General features: G+C 68.4%; 18 protein-coding genes. 10 read left to right on the forward strand and 8 right to left on the reverse strand.

All coding sequences use genetic code 11. The annotated features are described in order from the left end of the window. Positions 1-131: 131 nt before the first annotated feature. Positions 132-1322, reverse strand: a complete 1191-nt coding sequence (gene kynU, locus IEW01_RS13290; RefSeq protein ID WP_188528476.1) for a kynureninase — start codon at positions 1320-1322, stop codon at positions 132-134. A 121-nt stretch (positions 1323-1443) separates the two neighbouring features. On the opposite strand from kynU, the gene IEW01_RS13295 reads away from it, so the two are divergent. From IEW01_RS13295 to IEW01_RS13315, 5 genes are all read left to right on the forward strand, one after another. Further along, on the forward strand, positions 1444-1911 hold the full coding sequence (locus IEW01_RS13295) for a methyltransferase family protein (RefSeq protein WP_188528478.1): 468 nt from the start codon (positions 1444-1446) through the stop codon (positions 1909-1911). Positions 1912-2038: 127 nt separating this feature from the next. Next, on the forward strand, positions 2039-3610 hold the full coding sequence (locus IEW01_RS13300; RefSeq protein WP_188528480.1) for a Re/Si-specific NAD(P)(+) transhydrogenase subunit alpha: 1572 nt from the start codon (positions 2039-2041) through the stop codon (positions 3608-3610). Between the two features lie 13 nt (positions 3611-3623). Next, the gene (locus tag IEW01_RS13305; RefSeq protein ID WP_188528482.1) at positions 3624-5057 is read left to right on the forward strand and encodes an NAD(P)(+) transhydrogenase (Re/Si-specific) subunit beta; all 1434 of its coding nucleotides are present in this window, start codon (positions 3624-3626) and stop codon (positions 5055-5057) included. 148 nt (positions 5058-5205) lie between these two features. Beyond that, complete coding sequence (locus tag IEW01_RS13310) at positions 5206-5388, forward strand: hypothetical protein (protein WP_188528484.1); 183 nt, start codon at positions 5206-5208, stop codon at positions 5386-5388. 129 nt (positions 5389-5517) lie between these two features. Then, entirely contained in the window at positions 5518-6075 is a 558-nt protein-coding gene (locus tag IEW01_RS13315) for a helix-hairpin-helix domain-containing protein (protein WP_188528487.1), read from the forward strand. Positions 6076-6081: 6 nt separating this feature from the next. On the opposite strand, the gene IEW01_RS13320 is transcribed toward IEW01_RS13315, so the two are convergent. Beyond that, a complete protein-coding gene (locus IEW01_RS13320; protein ID WP_188528489.1) occupies positions 6082-6624 on the reverse strand; it encodes a pseudouridine synthase in 543 nt (180 codons plus the stop codon). 194 nt (positions 6625-6818) lie between these two features. Here IEW01_RS13320 and IEW01_RS13325 point away from each other — a divergent pair, with 194 nt between their 5' ends. Next, a complete protein-coding gene (locus IEW01_RS13325) occupies positions 6819-7982 on the forward strand; it encodes a type III PLP-dependent enzyme (protein ID WP_438810825.1) in 1164 nt (387 codons plus the stop codon). A gap of 15 nt (positions 7983-7997) precedes the next feature. On the opposite strand, the gene IEW01_RS17710 is transcribed toward IEW01_RS13325, so the two are convergent. After that, positions 7998-8792, reverse strand: a complete 795-nt coding sequence (locus IEW01_RS17710) for a pentapeptide repeat-containing protein (protein ID WP_229738255.1) — start codon at positions 8790-8792, stop codon at positions 7998-8000. A gap of 147 nt (positions 8793-8939) precedes the next feature. Here IEW01_RS17710 and IEW01_RS13335 point away from each other — a divergent pair, with 147 nt between their 5' ends. The 3 genes from IEW01_RS13335 to IEW01_RS13345 all read left to right on the forward strand — a co-directional run bounded on the left by IEW01_RS13335 (position 8940) and on the right by IEW01_RS13345 (position 12888). Beyond that, a complete protein-coding gene (locus IEW01_RS13335) occupies positions 8940-10226 on the forward strand; it encodes a DUF3422 family protein (protein WP_188528493.1) in 1287 nt (428 codons plus the stop codon). Positions 10227-10375: 149 nt separating this feature from the next. Next, positions 10376-11545: an acetylornithine deacetylase gene (argE, locus tag IEW01_RS13340; protein WP_188528495.1), complete on the forward strand. Its 1170-nt coding sequence runs from the start codon at positions 10376-10378 to the stop codon at positions 11543-11545. After that, positions 11542-12888, forward strand: a complete 1347-nt coding sequence (locus IEW01_RS13345; protein ID WP_188528497.1) for an NAD(P)/FAD-dependent oxidoreductase — start codon at positions 11542-11544, stop codon at positions 12886-12888. Before argE ends, IEW01_RS13345 begins: the two co-directional genes overlap by 4 nt. 13 nt (positions 12889-12901) lie before the next feature. On the opposite strand, the gene IEW01_RS13350 is transcribed toward IEW01_RS13345, so the two are convergent. Beyond that, positions 12902-13198, reverse strand: a complete 297-nt coding sequence (locus IEW01_RS13350) for a DUF2934 domain-containing protein (protein ID WP_229738256.1) — start codon at positions 13196-13198, stop codon at positions 12902-12904. A gap of 58 nt (positions 13199-13256) precedes the next feature. Next, positions 13257-14270 (reverse strand): GTP 3',8-cyclase MoaA, encoded by a 1014-nt coding sequence (gene moaA, locus IEW01_RS13355; RefSeq protein ID WP_188528499.1) that lies wholly within the window; start codon positions 14268-14270, stop codon positions 13257-13259. An 82-nt stretch (positions 14271-14352) separates the two neighbouring features. Here moaA and IEW01_RS13360 point away from each other — a divergent pair, with 82 nt between their 5' ends. Continuing rightward, complete coding sequence (locus IEW01_RS13360; protein ID WP_188528501.1) at positions 14353-14817, forward strand: D-galactarate dehydratase; 465 nt, start codon at positions 14353-14355, stop codon at positions 14815-14817. A gap of 11 nt (positions 14818-14828) precedes the next feature. Here the strand turns inward: IEW01_RS13360 and IEW01_RS13365 are convergent, their stop codons facing one another. The 3 genes from IEW01_RS13365 to glmU are packed head-to-tail and all read right to left on the reverse strand — an operon-like array spanning position 14829 to position 18746. Further along, positions 14829-15509 carry a DNA alkylation repair protein gene (locus IEW01_RS13365; RefSeq protein ID WP_188528503.1) on the reverse strand — a complete coding sequence of 227 codons (681 nt, stop codon included), beginning with the start codon at positions 15507-15509 and terminating at the stop codon, positions 14829-14831. Continuing rightward, positions 15506-17332, reverse strand: a complete 1827-nt coding sequence (gene glmS / locus IEW01_RS13370; RefSeq protein ID WP_188528505.1) for a glutamine--fructose-6-phosphate transaminase (isomerizing) — start codon at positions 17330-17332, stop codon at positions 15506-15508. The genes IEW01_RS13365 and glmS overlap by 4 nt, the downstream gene beginning before the upstream one ends. A gap of 58 nt (positions 17333-17390) precedes the next feature. Further along, positions 17391-18746 carry a bifunctional UDP-N-acetylglucosamine diphosphorylase/glucosamine-1-phosphate N-acetyltransferase GlmU gene (gene glmU / locus IEW01_RS13375; RefSeq protein WP_188528507.1) on the reverse strand — a complete coding sequence of 452 codons (1356 nt, stop codon included), beginning with the start codon at positions 18744-18746 and terminating at the stop codon, positions 17391-17393. Positions 18747-18803: the final 57 nt, after the last annotated feature.

The following is an 18803-nucleotide window of genomic DNA, read 5'->3' on the forward strand; positions in this document are numbered from 1 at the left end:
GTGTTTCCTCTCGTGAACGGTTGGGGCGGCGGGATGGACCCGGCGTCAGCCGTTCAGACAGGTGCACATCGCCATCCGGCGCCACAGCGCCACCCAGGCCGCCGGGCGGCAGAGCGGGGGCAGGGCGCGGCTCACGTCACCGCCGCGCGTTCGCGGTAGTCCGGCCGGTCCCACAGCCGGTGTTCCATCACCTCCGCGATCACCTTCACAGCGCGGTCGATGTCGGCCTCGTCGATGTAGAGCGGGGTGATGCCGAAGCGCATGATGTCGGGGGCGCGAAAGTCGCCGATCACGCCCCGGTCGATCAGTGCCTGCATCGCGGCGTATCCTTCCTCGAAGCGGAACGACACCTGGCTGCCGCGCGCCTCGGGATCGCGCGGCGAGGCCAGCGTGAGCCCGTCGCAGGCGGCTTCCACCCCCTCGATGAAGCGCTCGGAAAGGGCGATGGCGCGGTCGCGCAGCGCCTGCATGTCGACGCCGTCCCAGATGTCGAGGGCGGCGTCTAGGGCGGCCATCTGGATCACCGGCGGGGTGCCCACGCGCATCCGCTCCACGCCCTCGCCGGGGCGATAGGCGAGATCGAAGGCGAAGGGGGCCTCGTGCCCGAGCCAGCCCGACAGCGCCGGGCGGGCGGTGTCGGCGTGGCGGGGGTTGACGTAGATGAAAGCGGGCGCGCCGGGGCCGCCGTTGAGAAACTTGTAGGTGCAGCCCACCGCGAAATCAGCCTGCACGCCGGCGAGATCGACCGGCAGCGCGCCCGCCGAATGGGCCAGATCCCAGATCACCAGCGCGCCGACGGCATGGGCGGCGCGGGTCAGCGCCGCCATGTCGTGCTTGCGCCCGGTGCGGTAATCCACCTCCGTCAGCATCAGCACGGCGAGGTCGTCGTCGATGTGGCTTGCCACCTCCTCGGGGGCCACGGTGACCAGCTCGTGGCCCTTGTCGAGCGCCGAGATCAGCCCCTCGGCCATGTAGAGATCGGTGGGGAAGTTGCCCCGGTCGGACAGCACCTTGCGCCGGCCCGGGTTGAGCGCCAGCGCGGCGGCGAGGGCCTGGTAGACCTTGATCGACAGCGTGTCGCCCAGCACCACGCTGCCGGGCTCGGCCCCGATCAGCCGCCCGATCCGGTCGCCGAGTTCGCGCGGCTGGGCCATCCAGCCCGCCTTGTTCCAGGCGGTGATGAGCATCTCGCCCCATTCCGCCTCGACGGTGCGCGCCACCCGTCCGGCCGCCGCGCGGGGCAGGGGGCCGAGCGAATTGCCGTCGAGATAGACCATGCCCTCGGGCAGTTCGAACATCCGTTTTGTCGCCGCGAAATCCATCTCGCCTCCCCTCGTGTTGCGCGCTTAGGCTAGCGTGCAATGCGGCAGGTGCAAGCACCGGCGCAAGGGGGGATTGCCATCGCAACTTTCCTCGCGCTAAACCGCGCCTTGGGAAACAATCTTGCGCGAGGGGTTTCGGGTGCTCAAGTGGATCGATATTCCTCCCGCGTGGCTCGCGGCGGGCATCGCCGCGACATGGGGGATCGACCGGCTGTTCCCCGGGCTCGCCACCGGGCTGGCCTGGGTGGAATGGCTCGGCGCGGCGCTCGCCCTTACCGGGGTCGGGGCGATGGCGCTTGGCGCGTTCGAGCTTGTCCGCCACCACACCACCTTCATCCCGCGCCGCCTGCCCACGGCTTTCGTGCGCCAGGGCATCTACCGGATCAGCCGCAACCCGATCTACCTCGGCGACGCGCTGGTGCTGGCGGGTGCGGCGCTGTGGTGGGACGTGTTGCCCGCGCTCCTGCTGGTGCCCGGCTTCGTCGCACTGATCAACGGACGCTTCATCCTCGGCGAGGAGGCGGGGCTGGTCGCCCGCTTCGGCGCCGAGGCGGAAGCCTGGTTTGCCAGGGTGCGCCGCTGGATATGACGCAGCGGGGTGAAAAATGGTCGCAAACCCCTCGATTGGGTCGAAATCGCGCCGGGCTTGGCGTAAACCTCAGTGAAATTTCCGGTCGCGGGATTCTCCCCACCGGTTCAGAAGGAAGGAAGACATCGTGAAAATCGGGGTTCCGAAGGAAACAATCGCCGGTGAAAGCCGGGTTGCGATGACGCCGGAATCGGCGGTGCAGCTTCAGAAGCTGGGGCACGAGTGCCTGATCGAAAAGGGTGCGGGCATGGCGGCGGGCTTTGCCGACGACGACTACGAGGCCGCCGGGGTGACGGTGGTGAAAACCGCCGCGAGCCTGTGGAAAGAGGCCGACGTGATCGCCAAGGTGCGGGTGCCGACCGACGCCGAGATGAAGCGGCTCACCAAGGACAAGACGCTGATTTCGTTCTTCAATCCCGGCGGCAACGCCGAGGGGCTTGAACTGGCCAGGGACAAGGGTGCAAACGTCATCGCGATGGAGATGGTGCCGCGCATCAGCCGCGCCCAGAAGATGGACGCGCTCTCGTCGATGGCCAATATCGCCGGTTACCGCGCGGTGATCGAGGCGGGCAACAACTTCGGCCGGTTCTTCACCGGGCAGGTGACCGCCGCCGGCAAGGTGCCGCCCGCCAAGGTGCTGATCGTGGGCGCCGGTGTCGCCGGCCTTGCCGCGATCGGCACCAGCGTGAGCCTCGGCGCGATCACCTACGCCTTCGACGTGCGCCCGGAAGTGGCCGAACAGGTCGAATCGATGGGCGCCGAGTTCGTCTATCTCGATTTCGACGAAGACACCGAGGATGGCTCCGCCACCGGCGGCTATGCCTCGGTGCAGTCGGAAGAGTTCCGCGAGGCGCAACTGGCCAAGTTCCGCGAGATCGCCGCCGACATGGATATCGTCATTACCACCGCGCTGATCCCGAACCGGCCCGCGCCGAAGCTGTGGCTGAAAGACATGGTCGACGCGATGAAGCCGGGCTCGGTGGTGATCGACCTTGCCGCCGAGCAGGGCGGCAACTGCGACTACACCGAGAAGGACGAGAAGGTCGTCACCCCCGGCGGCGTGACCGTGATCGGCTACACCGATTTCGCCTCGCGCATGGCCACCCAGGCCTCGACGCTCTACGCCAACAACGTCCGCCACATGCTGTCCGACCTGACGCCGGAAAAAGACGGCCAGATCGTGCATGACATGGACGACGACGTGATCCGCGGGGCGACCGTCGCCTACCAGGGCGAGATCACCTTCCCGCCGCCGCCGCCGAAGGTGAAGGCGATCGCGGCAGTCAAGCGTGAGGCGCCGAAGGAACTCACGCCGGAAGAGAAACGCGCCAGGGAGGTGGCCGAGTTCAAGGCCCAGACCCGGCAGCAGGTGACGCTGATCGCGGTGGGCGGCATCGCGCTGCTCGGGGTGGGCCTCGTCGCGCCGCCCAGCTTCATGCAGCACTTCATCGTGTTCGTGCTGGCGGTCTTCGTCGGCTTCCAGGTGATCTGGGGGGTCAGCCACAGCCTGCACACGCCGCTGATGGCGATCACTAACGCGATCTCGTCGATCATCATCCTCGGCGCGCTGATGCAGATCGGCTCGGGTGCCCCGCTGGTGATGATCCTCGCCGCGATCTCTGTGTTCATGGCCGGGATCAACATCTTCGGCGGCTTCCTCGTCACACGGCGCATGCTTGCCATGTTCCAGAAATCCTAAGGAGGCCGGGCAAATGGAAATCGGTTTCACCACCGCCGCCTACATCGTCGCGGCCGTTCTGTTCATCCTCGCGCTCGGCGGGCTCTCGGGGCAGGAAAGCGCCAAGCGCGCGGTCTGGTATGGCATCGTCGGCATGGCGCTTGCCGTCATCGCCACGCTGATCGGCCCCGGGGCCGGGCTCTGGGGCGTCTCGCTGGCGCTGATCCTCGCCGGTGGCCTGATCGGCACCGTCATCGCCAAGCGCGTGCAGATGACCGAGATGCCGCAACTCGTCGCCGCGATGCACTCGCTCGTCGGCCTCGCCGCCGTCTTCGTCGGCTTCAACGCCGACCTCGAACTGACCCGCGTTCTGGCGATGGACGAGGCCGCGAAGAAGGCGCTCGACGGTTTCGCGGCCGCCGTGGCCAAGAAGGACGCGGTCGAGCAGTCGATCCTGCGGGTCGAGCTGTTCCTCGGCGTGTTCATCGGTGGCGTCACCTTCACCGGCTCGGTGATCGCCTTCGGCAAGCTCGCGGGCAAGGTGAGCTCGGCGGCGGTCAAGCTGCCGGGCGGGCACGTGCTGAACGCCACCGCCGCGATCCTCTCGGTGGTGCTGCTGGTGCTCTACCTCAACGGCGCCGGGATCTGGACGCTGATCGCGATGACGCTCTTGGCCTTCTTCATCGGCTATCACCTGATCATGGGCATCGGCGGCGCCGACATGCCGGTGGTGGTGTCGATGCTGAACTCCTACTCGGGCTGGGCCGCGGCGGCGATCGGCTTCTCGCTCGGCAACGACCTGCTGATCGTCGTCGGCGCGCTGGTCGGCTCCTCGGGCGCGATCCTGTCCTACATCATGTGCAAGGCGATGAACCGCTCGTTCATCAGCGTGATCCTCGGCGGCTTCGGCGGCACCTCCGGCCCGGCGATGGAAATCGAGGGCGAGCAGGTGGCGATCGACGCCGAGGGCGTGGCCGCCGCGCTGAACGACGCCGACCAGATCATCATCGTGCCGGGCTACGGCATGGCGGTGGCGCAGGCGCAGCAATCGGTGGCGGCGCTCACCGCCAAACTGCGCGCCAAGGGCAAGAACGTGCGCTTCGGCATCCACCCCGTCGCCGGCCGCCTGCCGGGGCACATGAACGTGCTGCTGGCCGAGGCCAAGGTGCCCTACGACATCGTGCTGGAGATGGACGAGATCAACGACGATTTCTCCTCGACGGACGTGGTGATCGTGATCGGCTCGAACGACATCGTGAACCCGGCAGCGCAGGAAGATCCGAACTCGCCGATCGCCGGTATGCCGGTGCTGGAAGTGTGGAAGGCGAAACAGGTGTTCGTCTCCAAGCGCGGCCAGGGCACGGGCTATTCCGGCATCGAGAACCCGCTGTTCTACAAGGACAACACCCGGATGTTCTACGGCGACGCGAAAGCCTCGATGGACAGCCTGCTGCCGATGATCGACTGATCGGCGCGGATGACGACGAACGGGCCCTGCCGGCAACGGCGGGGCCTTTCTCGTGATCAATGCCTGCACGGACCGCGATCAAAGAAATGTATATACAAACGACATATAAAAGCGTAACAACGTAGATACCGCCAAGGAGGCACGTCATATGCCAAAGCACGCCAAGAGCAAGAAGGACGCCCAACTGATCATTCGGATTGGCAAGGCCGACCGCGATGCTTTTGTGCAGCTTTGCGACGAGCTCGATACCAGCGCGGCCCGTGAAGTGCGCCGGTTCATCCGGGCATTCCTTGCCGAGCACGCGGCAGATGAACCCAAAACGAAAGGATAAGACATGGCGAATAAAGCCAAGATCAAAGACCTCAAGCGCGAAGTGAAATCCCGCAAGGCGAAAGTCGCGCGGCAGGAGAAGAAGCTCAAAGTGGCCAAGAAGGCCCTGAAAAAGGCGGCCTGAGGCCGTTTGCGCGGGCCGGATCGTCCGGCCCGCGCGCATGTGATGGAGACGTGCATGAAAACGTTACTCGATATTCCCGGCATCGGTCCGGGCCTGAAAACCCGGCTGGGTGAACTCGGGATCAATACCCTTGCCGATCTCGCGTCGGCTGATGCGGCCCTGTTGACCTCTGTTCGCGGGGTGACACTGGCGCGCGCCGAATCCTTCCGCGCTGCCGCTGCCGAGCTTGCCGCAGCGCCGGCGCAGGAACAGGCCGAGCCGAAACCCAAGGCCAAGGCTGAGAAAAACGCCAAGGCGGAGAAAAAGGCCAAGGACAAGAAGGCCAAGGCGGAGGCTGAGAAAAAGGCCAAGGCGGAGAAGAAGGCCAAGGAGAAGAAGGCCAAGGCTGACAAGAAAGCCAAGGAGAAGAAAGCCAAGGCCGACAAGAAAGCCACGGAGAAGAAAGCCAAGGCCGACAAGAAAGCCACGGAGAAGAAAGCCAAGGCCGACAAGAAGGCCAAGGAGAAGAAAGCCAAGGCCGACAAGAAGGCCAAGGCCAGCAAGAAAAAAGCCAAGAAGAAATAGCCCGGCTCAGGCTTCGCGCCAGTCTCCCGGGGCGAGGCCGTCGAGCGCCCAGTCGCCGGCCCGCCAGCGCACCAGTCGCAGGGTTGGAAAGCCGATCGCCGCCGTCATCCGCCGCACCTGCCGGTTGCGGCCCTCGCTGATGGTGATCTCGATCCAGGCGTCGGGCACGGATTTGCGGAAACGCACCGGCGGCACGCGGTCCCAGAGATCGGGTGGGGCGATCAGCCGGGCCTTTGCCGGGCGGGTGGGGCCGTCCTTCAACACGACCCCCCGGCGCAGCGGCGCGAGGTCGGCCTTGTGAGGGGCGCCTTCGACCTGGACGAGGTAGGTTTTCTCCAGCTTGTGGCGCGGGTCGGCGATGCGGGCCTGCAAGCGGCCGTCGTCGGTGAGCAGGAGCAGCCCCTCGCTGTCGCGGTCGAGCCGTCCGGCGGGGTAGACGCCGGGCAGGGCGATGTAGTCGGACAGCGTCGCGCGCGGGGAGGGGCTTTTCGCATCGGTGAATTGCGATAGCACGCCGAAAGGTTTGTTGAACAGGATGAGCCGGGCCATGTGCCTGCCATACGCGCCCGGCGAAAATTTTTCACCCCCTCGCGCAATTTCTCTTGCGGGAATCAGGCCGCCGCCGCATATGCGCGGAACAGACGCCAACGCACGCGCCTCTGGCCAGCCCAACGGGTCCGCGTTTATGCAGCGACGGTAACGTCTTCATCGGAACCTTGGGGCCTTGCCCCTGTCTTGTGGAGATGCATATGCCCCATGCTGCCCCCGGCGCCTTCGCGCCCGAATCCCGCCTTGACTCGGCCCTCGCCACGATGGCGGTCGACCGGCCGACGCTGGTGATGAATCCCGACCGCGTCGAGGCGCAATACCGCGCGCTGAAGGCGGGGCTCGGCTTTGCCCATATCCATTACGCGGTGAAGGCCAACCCGGCCGCCGAGATCGTTGCCCGGCTGGTGGCGCTGGGATCGCATTTCGATGCCGCCTCGCGCGGCGAGATCGAGCTTTGCCTCGGCCAGGGCGCCGACCCGGCGAGGATCTCCTTCGGCAACACGATCAAGAAGACCGCCGACATCGCCTTTGCCCACCGGGCCGGGATCACGCTGTTCGCCGCCGATGCGGGCGAGGAGCTGGAAAAGATCGCCGCCCATGCGCCGGGCGCGGAAGTCTATATCCGGGTGCTGGTGGAGAACTCCGAGGCCGACTGGCCGCTCAGCCGCAAGTTCGGCTGCAAGCCGGCGATGGTGCCCGCCCTGTTCACCCAGGCCCAGGCGCTCGGGCTGAAGCCGCTGGGCCTGTCGTTCCACGTCGGCTCGCAAACGCGCCGGGCCGAGATGTGGGCGCCGGTGCTCGACGATGTCGCCCGGATCTGGCGCGACCTCGAAGCCCGCGGGCACGCCCTCACGCTGCTCAACATCGGCGGCGGGTTCCCCGCCTTCTACGGCGATCCGGTCGACACCCCCACCACTTACGCCGACCGCGTGATGGCGCTGGTTGCTGAGCGCTTCGGCGCCGTGGCGCGGGTGATGGCGGAGCCGGGGCGGGGCATGGTGGCCGAGGCGGGGGCGATCATCGCCGAGGTGGTGCTGGTCGCGCGCAAGTCCGACGATGACGCGCACCGCTGGGTCTATCTCGATATCGGCCGATTCTCGGGGCTGGCCGAAACCGAGGGCGAGGCGATCCGCTACCGGATCGAGACCGGGCGCGACCATGATCCGCACGGCCCCTGCATCCTCGCCGGCCCGTCGTGCGATTCCGCCGATGTGCTCTACGAGAAACGCCCGGTGCACCTGCCGGTGACGCTCGCCGCCGGCGACAGGGTGGTGATCCGCAACGCCGGCGCCTACACCTCGAGCTATGCCTCGGTGGGGTTCAACGGCTTCCCGCCGCTCGACGTGGTGGTGCTCTGAGCCGGCGCGGCGCGCTCAATCGTCGTCGATCTCGGCGGGGTCGAGCGCGCAGCCCGGGCTCTGCCCTGTTACCGGAGCAAAGCCCGGGGGCAGGGTGGTGCCGGCATCGGCACAAGCGCGGGCAAGCTGGCGCGCGCTGAGGCCGGCGGCGCGGGCAAGCACCGCGCCGCGCAGATCGGCGCCGTCGAACTCGGCGCCCTTGAGCCGGGCCTCCTCGAAATCCGCGCCGCGCAGGTCGGCCCCCTTGAAATCGGCGCCGCGCAGGTCGGCGGCCTCGAAATCGGCCCCCGCGAGCATCGCGCCCTCGAGATCGGTGCCGCGCAGGCTGGCATCCTCGAAATCCATGTCCGCCAGCGTCAGACCCTTGAGATCGGCGCCGTCGAGCCGCATGGATTCGAGCGAGATCGAGAACCGCGCGAGCAGGTCCATGTCGGCGAGGAAGGCCAGCACCCGGCCGGCGCGGTCGCGGTCGACGAGGCGCAGCGCCGCGAGGGTCTGGGCCCGCCCGATCGCGGTGACGCGGGCCTCGGCCTCCGGCCCGGCGGCCGCGTCGAGCACCAGCGCGCTGATCCGGTCGACATATTGCTGCAGGGCGGCCTCGGCGGCACGCTCGTTGGCGAGGTGCTGCTGCCCGGCGTTGATCAACACCGTCGCGAAGCCCACGACCAGCGGCACCGCGAGCAGCGACAGCCAGTCCCACAACGTGCGGCCCTCGAAGCCGAGCCAGCCCGGGCGGCGCCAGCGCCAGAGCGCCGCGAGGGTGAGGGCGACGGCGGCGAGGCTTGCAAGGGTGATCAGCGTCGGGGTCATGGGTGGTCCTGTCCGTCGCGCGATGAAACCATGCCGGCGCCGCGATGTCAGCCTTTTTGCGCGCCTGCGTCGCATCGCGGGGCGGCGCGGGATGTGGCAAAGCGGCTGGGCTTGGGCTATTCAGGGCCGAGACGAGAGGGCGAGGCTATGGCGACGATACAAGACCACGAGTTGCGCTATGCGCTGGCCAACGAGCTGCACGCGCGGCCCTTCCCGGCGCTGAGCGCGCCCTGTTTCGCCGCCTATCTCGCGGTCAAGCGCCCCACCGATGCCGCCGGGCGCGACCGGGCGGAGGACGTGGCGCACCTGCACGCCCTTCTCGACCGCTTTGGCGCGGCGCATCCGCCCGAAGGGGCCAACCACTTCTTCGGCGAGATTGGCAAGTATCGCCTCAAGTGGGAGCAGCATACCGAGTTCGTGACCTACACGATCTTCGGAGACGGCAACGCCGCGCGGCCCTTCGATCCGGCGGTGTTCGACGTCTTCCCGGCCGACTGGCTGGCGGCGGCGCCCGGCGTGCGGATCACCTCGGCGCTGATCCGGGTGGAGGAGCGCCCCGCCGAGGAGGCGATGCGCGCCAGGATCGACGAGTGGTTCGTGGCCGAGAGCGTGGCCGCCTCCAGCGTGCTCGATGGCGCGGCGGTGATCGCGGGGGATTTCCGCATAGATGCCGGCGGGCACATGCGCTTTGCCGTCTTCGTCAGCCCCGGCATCACCGAGCGGCGGGTGGGCCGGATCGTGCAGCGGGTGAGCGAGATCGAAACCTACAAGACGATGTCGATGCTGGGGCTGGCGCGGGCCCGCGCGATCCAGGGTCGGCTCGGCGAGATCGAAGACGAACTGTCGGGCATGGTCAGCGGGCTCGGGCGGGCGGATGTCTCGCACGAGACGGAATTGAAGGACCTGCTCCAGGTTTCGGCCGAGCTGGAAAGCCTGCATGCGCAAACCTCGTTTCGCTTCGGCGCCACGGCGGCCTACGAGGCGCTGGTGAGCGACCGGGTGCGGGTGATGCGCGAGGAACGCTGGGACGGGCGGCAGACCTGGCACGAGTTCATGATGCGCCGCTTCGATCCGGCGATGCGCACGGTGAAGAGCGCCGAACGGCGGCTCGAGGCGATGGCCGACCGGGCGATGCGGGCGGGCGACCTGTTGCGCACGCGGGTCGACGTCGACCGCTCGGGGCAGAACCAGAAACTGCTCGAAAGCATGGACCGGCGCGCGCAACTGCAATTGCGCCTGCAGGAAACCGTCGAGGGGCTCTCGGTGGTGGCGATCAGCTACTACGCGGTCTCGCTGCTGGCCTACCTGGTCGTCCCGCTCGCGGCGCGGTTCGGCATCGACAAGGGGTGGGCCACGGCCGGACTGGTGCTGCCGGTGGTGCTGGTGGTCTGGCTTTCCGGCCGGGCGGTGAAGAAGCGGCTCATTCACAAGTGACGCGGGCGGGCGGGGGCGCGAAATCCGTACGGATTTCGTCCCGGTTTCCGCACGGAAACCGCCTTCGTTTTCCGCCGCGGAAAACGCGCCCGGCCTTGACGCTCCCGCCCCGCCCCGGCACCCTCGCGGCGAAAACCCCGGAGCACCCCATGCACAAAGACCTCACCGCCCGCGAGATCCTCGAAAAACTGATCTCCTTCCCCACCGTGAGCCGGGACAGCAACCTTGCGCTGGTCAACTGGGTCGAGGATTACCTCGCCGCCCACGGCGTGCGCGCCACCCGGGTCTACAACGACGACGGCACCAAGGCGGCGCTCTATGCCAACATCGGCCCCGAGGTGGAAGGCGGGGTGGTGCTGTCGGGCCATACCGACGTGGTGCCGGTCGACGGCCAGGCCTGGGACACCGATCCGTTCGAGCTGGTCGAGATCGATGGCCGCCTCTACGGCCGTGGCACCTGCGACATGAAGGGGTTCGACGCCATCGCGCTCGCCGCCGTGCCCAAGGCGCTCAAGGCCGGGGTGAAACGGCCGCTGCAGATCGCGCTTTCCTACGACGAGGAGGTGGGCTGCCTCGGCGCGCCGCGGATGATTGCCGAGATGGCGGCGCATCTGCCCAAGGCGGCCGCCGCGATCATCGGCGAGCCGTCGCAGATGAAGGTGGTGAACGGCCACAAGGGCGGCATCGGCATCGCCACCCACCTGCGCGGCTACGAGGTGCATTCGTCGCTGATGCACACCGGCGTCAACGCGGTGATGGAGGGGGCCAAGCTGATCGACTGGGCCAACCGGATGAACGCCGAGAACATGGCGCGCGCGCCGGGGCCGATCGACGCGCTGTTCGAGCCGCCGTGGACGACCTGCCACATCGGCACCATCGCCGGCGGCACCGCCGACAACATCACCGCGCGGGATTGCCACTTCGTCATGGCGTTCCGCTGCATCCCGTCCGAAAGCGTCGAAAGCTGGCAGGCGCGCTATCTCGAGGCGGTGGCCGAAGTCGAGGCGGGGATGCGCGCGGTCCATCCCGAGGCGCGGATCGACACCACCGTGCGGTTCCAGGTGCCGGGGCTCCAGCCCGAGCGCGACAGCGCGGCCGAGGCCCTGGCGCGGCGCATCACCGGCGACAACGCCCCCAACGCGGTGAGCTATGCCACCGAGGCCGGGCAATTCCAGGAGGCGGGCTATTCCGCCGTCATCATCGGACCGGGCAACATCGCCCAGGCCCACCAGCCGAACGAATGGCTGAGCCTCGCGCAGTTCGAGGCCGGCATCGACTTCGTCGACCGGATCATCGAGCACCTCTGCGAGGAGGCATGACGCCGTTTCCGATCTCGGCCGAGCAGCCGGCGTCGCATACCGGCGATCTGCCCGACCGCGCCGACGTGGTGGTGATCGGCGGCGGCGTGATCGGGGTGAGCGCGGCGCTGTTCCTCGCCCGGGCGGGCGTGTCGGTCGTGCTGGTCGAGAAGGGACGGATCGCGGGCGAACAATCGAGCCGCAACTGGGGCTGGATCCGGGTTCAGGGCCGCGATCCGGCCGAGATTCCGATCGCGCAGGAGGCGCAGGCGCTCTGGCCGCAACTGGCCGCGCAGGTCGATACCGACATCGGGTTGACGCAGGGCGGCGTGGCCTATCTCGCCCGCGATGAGGCCGAGAAGGCGCGTTTCGCCGACTGGTTGCGGCTGGCCGAGCCTTACGGCGTGAGCAGCCAGTTGCTGGACGGTGACGGCGTGACGCGGCTCCTGCCCGAGGCCGCGCGCCGCTGGCCCGGCGCGCTCTGGACGCCAGCCGACATGCGCGCCGAACCCTTCGTCACCGTGCCGGCGCTGGCCCGGCTTGCGGCGAAAGCCGGGGCGGTGATCCGCGAAGATTGCGCCGCGCGGCTGCTCGATCTCGAGGGGGGCCGGGTGGCCGGGGTGATCACCGAGCGCGGCCGCATCCGCGCCGGCGCGGTGGTGCTGGCGGGCGGGGCGTGGTCGTCGCTGTTCCTGCGCCGCCACGGCATTTCGATCCCGCAGCTTTCGGTCCGCGCCACCGCGATGCGCACGGCGGCGCTGGGCGAGGTGTTCCAGGGCGGGGCGGTCGACCACCGGATGGCCTTTCGACGCCGCGCGGACGGCGGCTACACCCTGGCGCCGGAGGGGTTCCACGAGCTCTACATCGGCCCCGACGCCTTCCGCGCCTTCGCGCGTTACCTGCGGCAGATGTTCAAGGATCCGTTCGGCACCGCGCTGCGCCCCGTCGCCCCCCGAGGCTACCCCGATGGCTGGGCGACGCCGCGGCGCTGGCGCGCGGACCGGCCCTCGCCGTTCGAGCGGATGCGGGTGCTGAACCCGGCCCCGAACATGGCCAAGGTACGCGAAACCGCGCGCGCCTTCGGCGAAACCTTCCCCGAACTCGGGCCTGTGGAGATCGAAAGCGCCTGGGCCGGGATGATCGACACGCTGCCCGACGTGGTGCCGGTGGTCGACCACGCGGCGCAGATCCCCGGCCTCACCATCGCCACCGGCATGTGCGGCCACGGCTTCGGCATCGGCCCGGCCTTCGGGCGGATCGTCGCCGACATGGTGCAGGGAAAGCCGCCGGGGCACGATCTTGCGCGCTTCCGGCTCGCGCGCTTCTCCGATGGCAGCCCGCTGGAACTGGGGCCGAACCTCTGAGGCCCGGGGCGCGTCAGCCCTTGGGGGGCGCCTTGCGTGCCGGTGCCTTCTTCGCCGGTGCTTTCTTCGCGGCGGCAGGCTTTTTCGGTGCAGCCTTGGCTTTTGCCTTCGGGGCCGCCTTCGGCTTCGCGCCGGTCAGCGCCGCTTCGGCGCGGAACCAATAGGCTTGATCCTCTCCCTCGGGCGCGCCGTCTTCGAGCCACATGTGGTAGGCGGCTTCGCGAATCTCTTCGTCGGTTACCTTGCGTTTGGGCATCGGAATGGCCTCCGGGTTAGGTGATTTGCCGCTTACAAGCATGACGCGAATCATGGCTTCGGGCAAGCTAACCCCGCCGGATTGCGGCGATGTGACAGGATCTGCCGAAAATCTAGCCGCCGGTATGGCTCATGTGCCGCGGCATCTGGCCATCCGCGCGCTGGCGCGAATAATCGAAGTCGTGCCCCTTCGGCTTGTGGCTGATCGCATCGCGAATCGCGGCCACGAGCGGCGCGTCATCGTCGGGGTGATCGCGCAGCGGCGCGCGCAGGTCGGCGCGGTCTTCCTGCCCGAGGCACATGTAGAGCTCGCCGGTGCAGGTCATTCGCACCCGGTTGCAGCTTTCGCAGAAATTATGCGTGAGCGGGGTGATGAAGCCGATCTTCTGCCCGCTTTCCTCCAGCCGCACGTAGCGCGCCGGGCCGCCGCTGCGTTCGGCCAGCGGCGTGAGGGTGAAGCGCGTCGCCAGACGCTCGCGCAGATCGGTGAGCGGCCAGTATTGATCGATCCGGTCCTCTTCCTCGCCGAGATCGCCCATCGGCATGACCTCGATCCAGGTCAGGTCCATGTCGCGCTCGGCGCACCAGTCGGTGAGCGTGAACAGTTCTTCCTCGTTGAACCCCTTGAGCGCCACCGCGTTGATCTTGACCCGAAGCCCGGCGGCCTGCGCCGCCTCGATCCCGCGCAGCACCTTGGCCAGATCGCCGCGCCGGGTGATCTGGGAGAACTTGGCCGGATCGAGCGTATCGAGCGAGACGTTCACCCGCCGCACCCCGGCGGCGTAGAGATCGTCGGCGAATCGCGCAAGCTGCGAGCCGTTGGTGGTGAGCGTGAGTTCGTCGAGCGCGCCGCTTTCGAGGTGCCGCGTCATCCCTCGGAAGAAGGTCATGATATCCTTGCGCACGAGTGGCTCGCCGCCGGTGATGCGCAGTTTGCGCACGCCCAGCCCGATGAAGGCCGTGGACATCCGGTCAAGCTCTTCGAGCGACAGCAGCTCCTTTTTCGGCAGGAAGACCATTTCCTCCGCCATGCAATAGGAGCAACGAAAATCACAGCGGTCCGTCACCGAAAGGCGCAGATAGGTGATGGGCCGCTGGAACGGATCAATGAGTGCGCGCGTTTCCATAGTGAAACACTAGGGTTTTATGCCGCGGCTCGCAAGCCATCGTGGCATTGTTCACGTCTTCTTTTGCGCCTAAGCTTTCCGCATGAAACGATTGCTCATCCTCGCGGTTCTGCTCTCGGCCTGTGCCGAGATGGCCCCGCGCGACGCCGACATGGCGCCGCCGGAGGGGATGACGCGGCCGATGCCGCGGCCCGATGCGGGCGCACCGCCGGCGGGGGCCAACACCGCCGACGCCTTCGACACCAGCACCGAAGCCGAGCGCGCCGCGGCGATGGCAGAGAGTGCGCCCGACGCGGAAGCGCGGCTCGGGCGCACGGTGGCCAGCCTCGGCAGCCCGGCCGATCCCGGTTTCTGGCTCGAAACCCCGCTCACCGACCGGGTCCGCCCGGGCCGCGTGGTCGCGGTGGCGAGCGGCGCCAGCGTCCAGGTTGAACTCAGGCCGATCGACGCGCCGCCGGGCGCGGGCAGCCGGATTTCGCTGCCGGCGCTCAGGCTGCTGAACGTCGGGCTGACTGGGCTGCACGAGTTGGACGTTTTCGCGCGCTGAGGCGCACCCGGTCAGGCGGGGAGGTGTTTCGCCGCCTCCTTGCGGGCGAAGGGCTTCATCCTGTCACCGTATTCGGCAAGGAAGGCGCGGGTGCGCTCGGGGTCGTGCTTGGAGAGATCGCGCAGCCACCAGGCCACCGCCTTCTGGATGAACCATTCGGGATCGTCGACGTAAGCCCCGGCCCATCCCAGAACGCGGTCGCGAATCGCGAGATCGGCGGGCTTGGGGTGGTTCTGCCGGGTCCAGGGCAGGGTGATGACGAGCGCGGCGCGGCGGGTCCACATGTGGTCGGCCCGGGTCCAGGCTTCCACCTCGTCGATACGTGACGGATCGGCCACCAGCCGCTTCTGTCCGGCGATGCAGGCGTGATCGGCGATCGCCCAGGCATCGAACTCGGGCACCCAGGAGGCGATCAGCGCCCAGGCGGCGGCGTCGGGGCGCAGCCGGGCCTGGGTGAGCAGCTTGGCCGCCGCGATCCGCGCCTCGTGGACATCGGTTTTCCACAAGGCCTCCGCCAGCGCCACGCGGGCGGGCACATCGAGCACCTGCCGCCATGCGGTGGTGAGATCGTTGATCACCGGGTTGGGCACGCCGAGGTAGCGGCGCGATGCCTTGTGGTAGGCCGCAGCACCCGCGGCCCGCTCGGGATCGGCCCGCGCTTCCAGCTCTGCCAGCGCGGCCTCTGGGGTCATTCGACGGTGACCGACTTGGCGAGGTTGCGCGGCTGGTCGACGTCGGTGCCCTTGGCGACGGCGGCGTGGTAGGCGAGGAGCTGCGCCGGCACCGCGTAGAGCACCGGCTGGATGAATTCCGGCGCGTCGGGCATGGTGATCGCCTGCCAGACCTCGTCGCCGGCCTGCGCGATGGCGCGCGCGTCGGAGATCAGCAACACCCGCCCGCCGCGCGCCATGACCTCCTGCATGTTCGACACGGTCTTCTCGAACAGACCGTCATGCGGCGCCAGCACCACCACCGGCGTGGCCTTGTCGACCAGCGCGATGGGGCCGTGCTTGAGTTCGCCGGAAGGATAACCTTCGGCATGGAGGTAGCTGATTTCCTTCAGTTTCAGCGCGCCCTCGAGGGCGAGCGGAAACATCTGGCCCCGGCCGAGGAAGAGCACATCGTGGGATTCGGCGATGGCTTCGGCGGCGGTGCGGATCGCATCGTCGACGGCGAGCGCATGGCTGAGCAGGCCGGGCAGTTTGCGCAGCGCGGCGAGCAACTCGGCCACGCCGCCGGCGTCGAGCGCGCCGCGGGCCTGGGCCGCCTTCACCACCAGCACCGCAAAGGTGGCGAGCTGGCAGGTGAAGGCTTTGGTCGAGGCCACGGCGATCTCGGGGCCGGCATGGATCTGCACCGCCACGTCGGCCTCGCGGGCAATCGAGCTTTCGGGCACGTTGACCAGCGCCAGCGTGCGGATGCCCTCGCCGGTGGCGAAGCGCAGCGCCGCCAGCGTATCGGCGGTTTCACCCGACTGGCTGACGAACACCCCGAGCGTGCCCTCGGGGAAGGGCGGCTCGCGGTAGCGGAACTCGGAGGCGACGTCGATATCGACGGGCAGGCGGGCGTAGCGCTCGAACCAGTATTTCGCCACCAGCCCGGCGTAATAGGCGGTGCCGCAGGCGACGATCGAAAGCCGCTGGATGCTGGCGAAGTCGATGCCCTCCAGGTCGAGCGCCACGGCGTCGCCCTCGGGGGTGAGGTAGGCGTCGAGCACCTTGCCCACCACGGTGGGCTGTTCGGCGATCTCCTTCATCATGAAGTGCCGGTGGCCGCCCTTCTCGATCCGGGCCGCGTCCATCTGGATGCGCCGCTCGGCGCGGTTGGCGAGCGCGCCTTCGGCATTGTAGATTGTCGCGCCGGCGCGGGTGATCACCGCCCAGTCGCCCTCTTCGAGATAGGTGATCCGGCTGGTGAGCGGGGCGAGCGCGATGGCGTCGGAGCCGACGTACATCTCGCCCTCGCCATGGCCGATGGCGAGCGGGCTGCCCTTGCGCGCGGCGATCATCAGATCGCGTTCGCCCTCGAACAGGAACAGGAGCGCGAAGGCGCCTTCCAGCCGGGACAGCGTGGCGCGCACGGCCTCGACCGGCGCCAGCCCATCGTCGAGGAAGGACTGCGTCAGCATGGCGACGGTTTCGGTGTCGGTGTCGCTTTCGGGGGCCATCCCGCGCGCCGCCAGTTCGTCGCGCAGGGCGTGGAAGTTCTCGATGATGCCGTTGTGAACCACCGCCACGCCACCGGCGCGGTGCGGGTGCGCATTGGCCTCGTTCGGCGCGCCGTGAGTGGCCCAGCGGGTGTGACCGATGCCGGCGAGGCCGGGCAGCGGCTCGTGCACCAGCCGGTCGGAGAGGTTGACGAGCTTGCCGACGGCGCGGCGACGGTGCAGCGCGCCGGCGGCGTTCACTGTGGCGATCCCGGCGCTGTCATAGCCGCGATACTCAAGCCGCTTCAGCGCCTCGACGATCGCGGGCGCGGCTTCGTGTTCGCCGAGAATGCCGACAATTCCGCACATGGTCTTTCCACCTCAAACCTGGTTCGTTACGTGCATGTAATTGCACTTTTCAAACATTTCACTTCGCGGACTTGGCTTTTTCCTTGGCCGCCTTCATCTTTTCATACATCCGGCGCCAGAACCCTTCCTTGATCTCGAGCCGCGCGCGGCCGATCGCCATGGCGCCCGCGGGCACGTCGCGGGTCACCACGGTGCCGGTCGCCGTCATCGCGTCGTCGCCCACACGCACCGGGGCGACGAGCATGGTGTCGGAGCCGATGAAGGCGCGCGCGCCGATGTGGGTGTGGTGCTTGAACACGCCGTCGTAATTGCAGGTGATCGTGCCTGCACCGATGTTGGCCGCGGCGCCGACGAAGGCATCGCCGATATAGCTGAGGTGGTTGACCTTGGCGCCCTCGGCGATCTCGGCGTTCTTGATCTCGACGAAATTGCCCACCTTGGCGCCCTCGGCCAGTTCCGCGCCGGGGCGCAGCCGGGCGAAGGGGCCGACCTGCGCGTCGCGGCTCACGTGGCAGCCTTCGAGATGGCTGAAGGCGCGGATGCGCGCGCCGGTTTCCACCGTCACGCCGGGGCCGAACACCACGTTGGGCTCGATCACCGCGTCGCGGCCGACCCAGGTGTCCTGCGCGAAAAACACCGTCTCCGGCGCGATCAGCGTCACCCCGTTTTCCAGCGCCTCGGCGCGCTTGTGGGCCTGGAACAGCGCCTCCGCCCTGGCCAGTTCGGCGCGGGTGTTGATGCCCAGCGTTTCCGACTCGTCGCAGCTCACGGCGGCGGCGGAAAGCCCGCGCGCCCGGGCGATCTCGACGATATCGGTGAGGTAGTATTCGCCCGAGGCGTTGTCGTTGCCGACCGCCTCGATCAGCGCGAACAGCGTCGCGGCATCGGCGGCGACGACGCCGGAATTGCACAGGCTGATCGCGCGCTCGGCCTCGGTGGCGTCCGAGTATTCGACGATGCGGGTGAGCGCGCCCTCTTCCACCACGAGCCGGCCGTAGCGGCCCGGATCGGCGGCCTCGAAGCCCAGCACCACCACGTCGGCCCCGTCCGCGCGCGCCTTCAGCATCGTCTCCAGCGTCTCGGGCCGAATGAAGGGCGTGTCGCCGTAGAGCACCACCGCGTCGCCCTCGAAGCCGTCGAGCGCGGCCCGCGCCTGCGCCACCGCGTGCGCCGTGCCGAGCTGGTCGGCCTGTTCGACCACCGCGATCTCCTCGTCGATCGCCTGCGCCGCATGCGCGACGCTGTCGAACCCGTGGCCCGCCACCAACACCACGCGCTCGGGCTCCAGTCCCCGGCCCGAGGCCAGCGCATGGGCGAACAGGGGCGCGCCGCCCAGCTCGTGGAGCACCTTGGGCTGGTCCGATTGCATCCGGGTGCCCTGTCCGGCGGCGAGAATGATGAGGCTGGTGGGCATGATCTGCTCTTTTCAGACGGTCGCGCCCGTTTTAACCCAGCGACACAGCGCTGCAAG

This window comes from Sinisalibacter lacisalsi, from assembly GCF_014640115.1.
Classification (GTDB): domain Bacteria; phylum Pseudomonadota; class Alphaproteobacteria; order Rhodobacterales; family Rhodobacteraceae; genus Sinisalibacter; species Sinisalibacter lacisalsi.

What these genes read in the sequence shown, in the direction of transcription:
- kynU (WP_188528476.1), bottom strand. Translation starts at nt 1,322, where the DNA reads ATGGATTTCGCGGCGACAAAACGGATGTTCGAACTGCCCGAGGGCATG.
- IEW01_RS13305 (WP_188528482.1), top strand. Translation starts at nt 3,624, where the DNA reads ATGGAAATCGGTTTCACCACCGCCGCCTACATCGTCGCGGCCGTTCTG.
- IEW01_RS13310 (WP_188528484.1), top strand. Translation starts at nt 5,206, where the DNA reads ATGCCAAAGCACGCCAAGAGCAAGAAGGACGCCCAACTGATCATTCGG.
- IEW01_RS13320 (WP_188528489.1), bottom strand. Translation starts at nt 6,624, where the DNA reads ATGGCCCGGCTCATCCTGTTCAACAAACCTTTCGGCGTGCTATCGCAA.
- IEW01_RS13325 (WP_438810825.1), top strand. Translation starts at nt 6,819, where the DNA reads ATGCATATGCCCCATGCTGCCCCCGGCGCCTTCGCGCCCGAATCCCGC.
- IEW01_RS17710 (WP_229738255.1), bottom strand. Translation starts at nt 8,792, where the DNA reads ATGACCCCGACGCTGATCACCCTTGCAAGCCTCGCCGCCGTCGCCCTC.
- IEW01_RS13335 (WP_188528493.1), top strand. Translation starts at nt 8,940, where the DNA reads ATGGCGACGATACAAGACCACGAGTTGCGCTATGCGCTGGCCAACGAG.
- argE (WP_188528495.1), top strand. Translation starts at nt 10,376, where the DNA reads ATGCACAAAGACCTCACCGCCCGCGAGATCCTCGAAAAACTGATCTCC.
- IEW01_RS13345 (WP_188528497.1), top strand. Translation starts at nt 11,542, where the DNA reads ATGACGCCGTTTCCGATCTCGGCCGAGCAGCCGGCGTCGCATACCGGC.
- IEW01_RS13350 (WP_229738256.1), bottom strand. Translation starts at nt 13,198, where the DNA reads ATGATTCGCGTCATGCTTGTAAGCGGCAAATCACCTAACCCGGAGGCC.
- moaA (WP_188528499.1), bottom strand. Translation starts at nt 14,270, where the DNA reads ATGGAAACGCGCGCACTCATTGATCCGTTCCAGCGGCCCATCACCTAT.
- IEW01_RS13360 (WP_188528501.1), top strand. Translation starts at nt 14,353, where the DNA reads ATGAAACGATTGCTCATCCTCGCGGTTCTGCTCTCGGCCTGTGCCGAG.
- IEW01_RS13365 (WP_188528503.1), bottom strand. Translation starts at nt 15,509, where the DNA reads ATGACCCCAGAGGCCGCGCTGGCAGAGCTGGAAGCGCGGGCCGATCCC.
- glmS (WP_188528505.1), bottom strand. Translation starts at nt 17,332, where the DNA reads ATGTGCGGAATTGTCGGCATTCTCGGCGAACACGAAGCCGCGCCCGCG.
- glmU (WP_188528507.1), bottom strand. Translation starts at nt 18,746, where the DNA reads ATGCCCACCAGCCTCATCATTCTCGCCGCCGGACAGGGCACCCGGATG.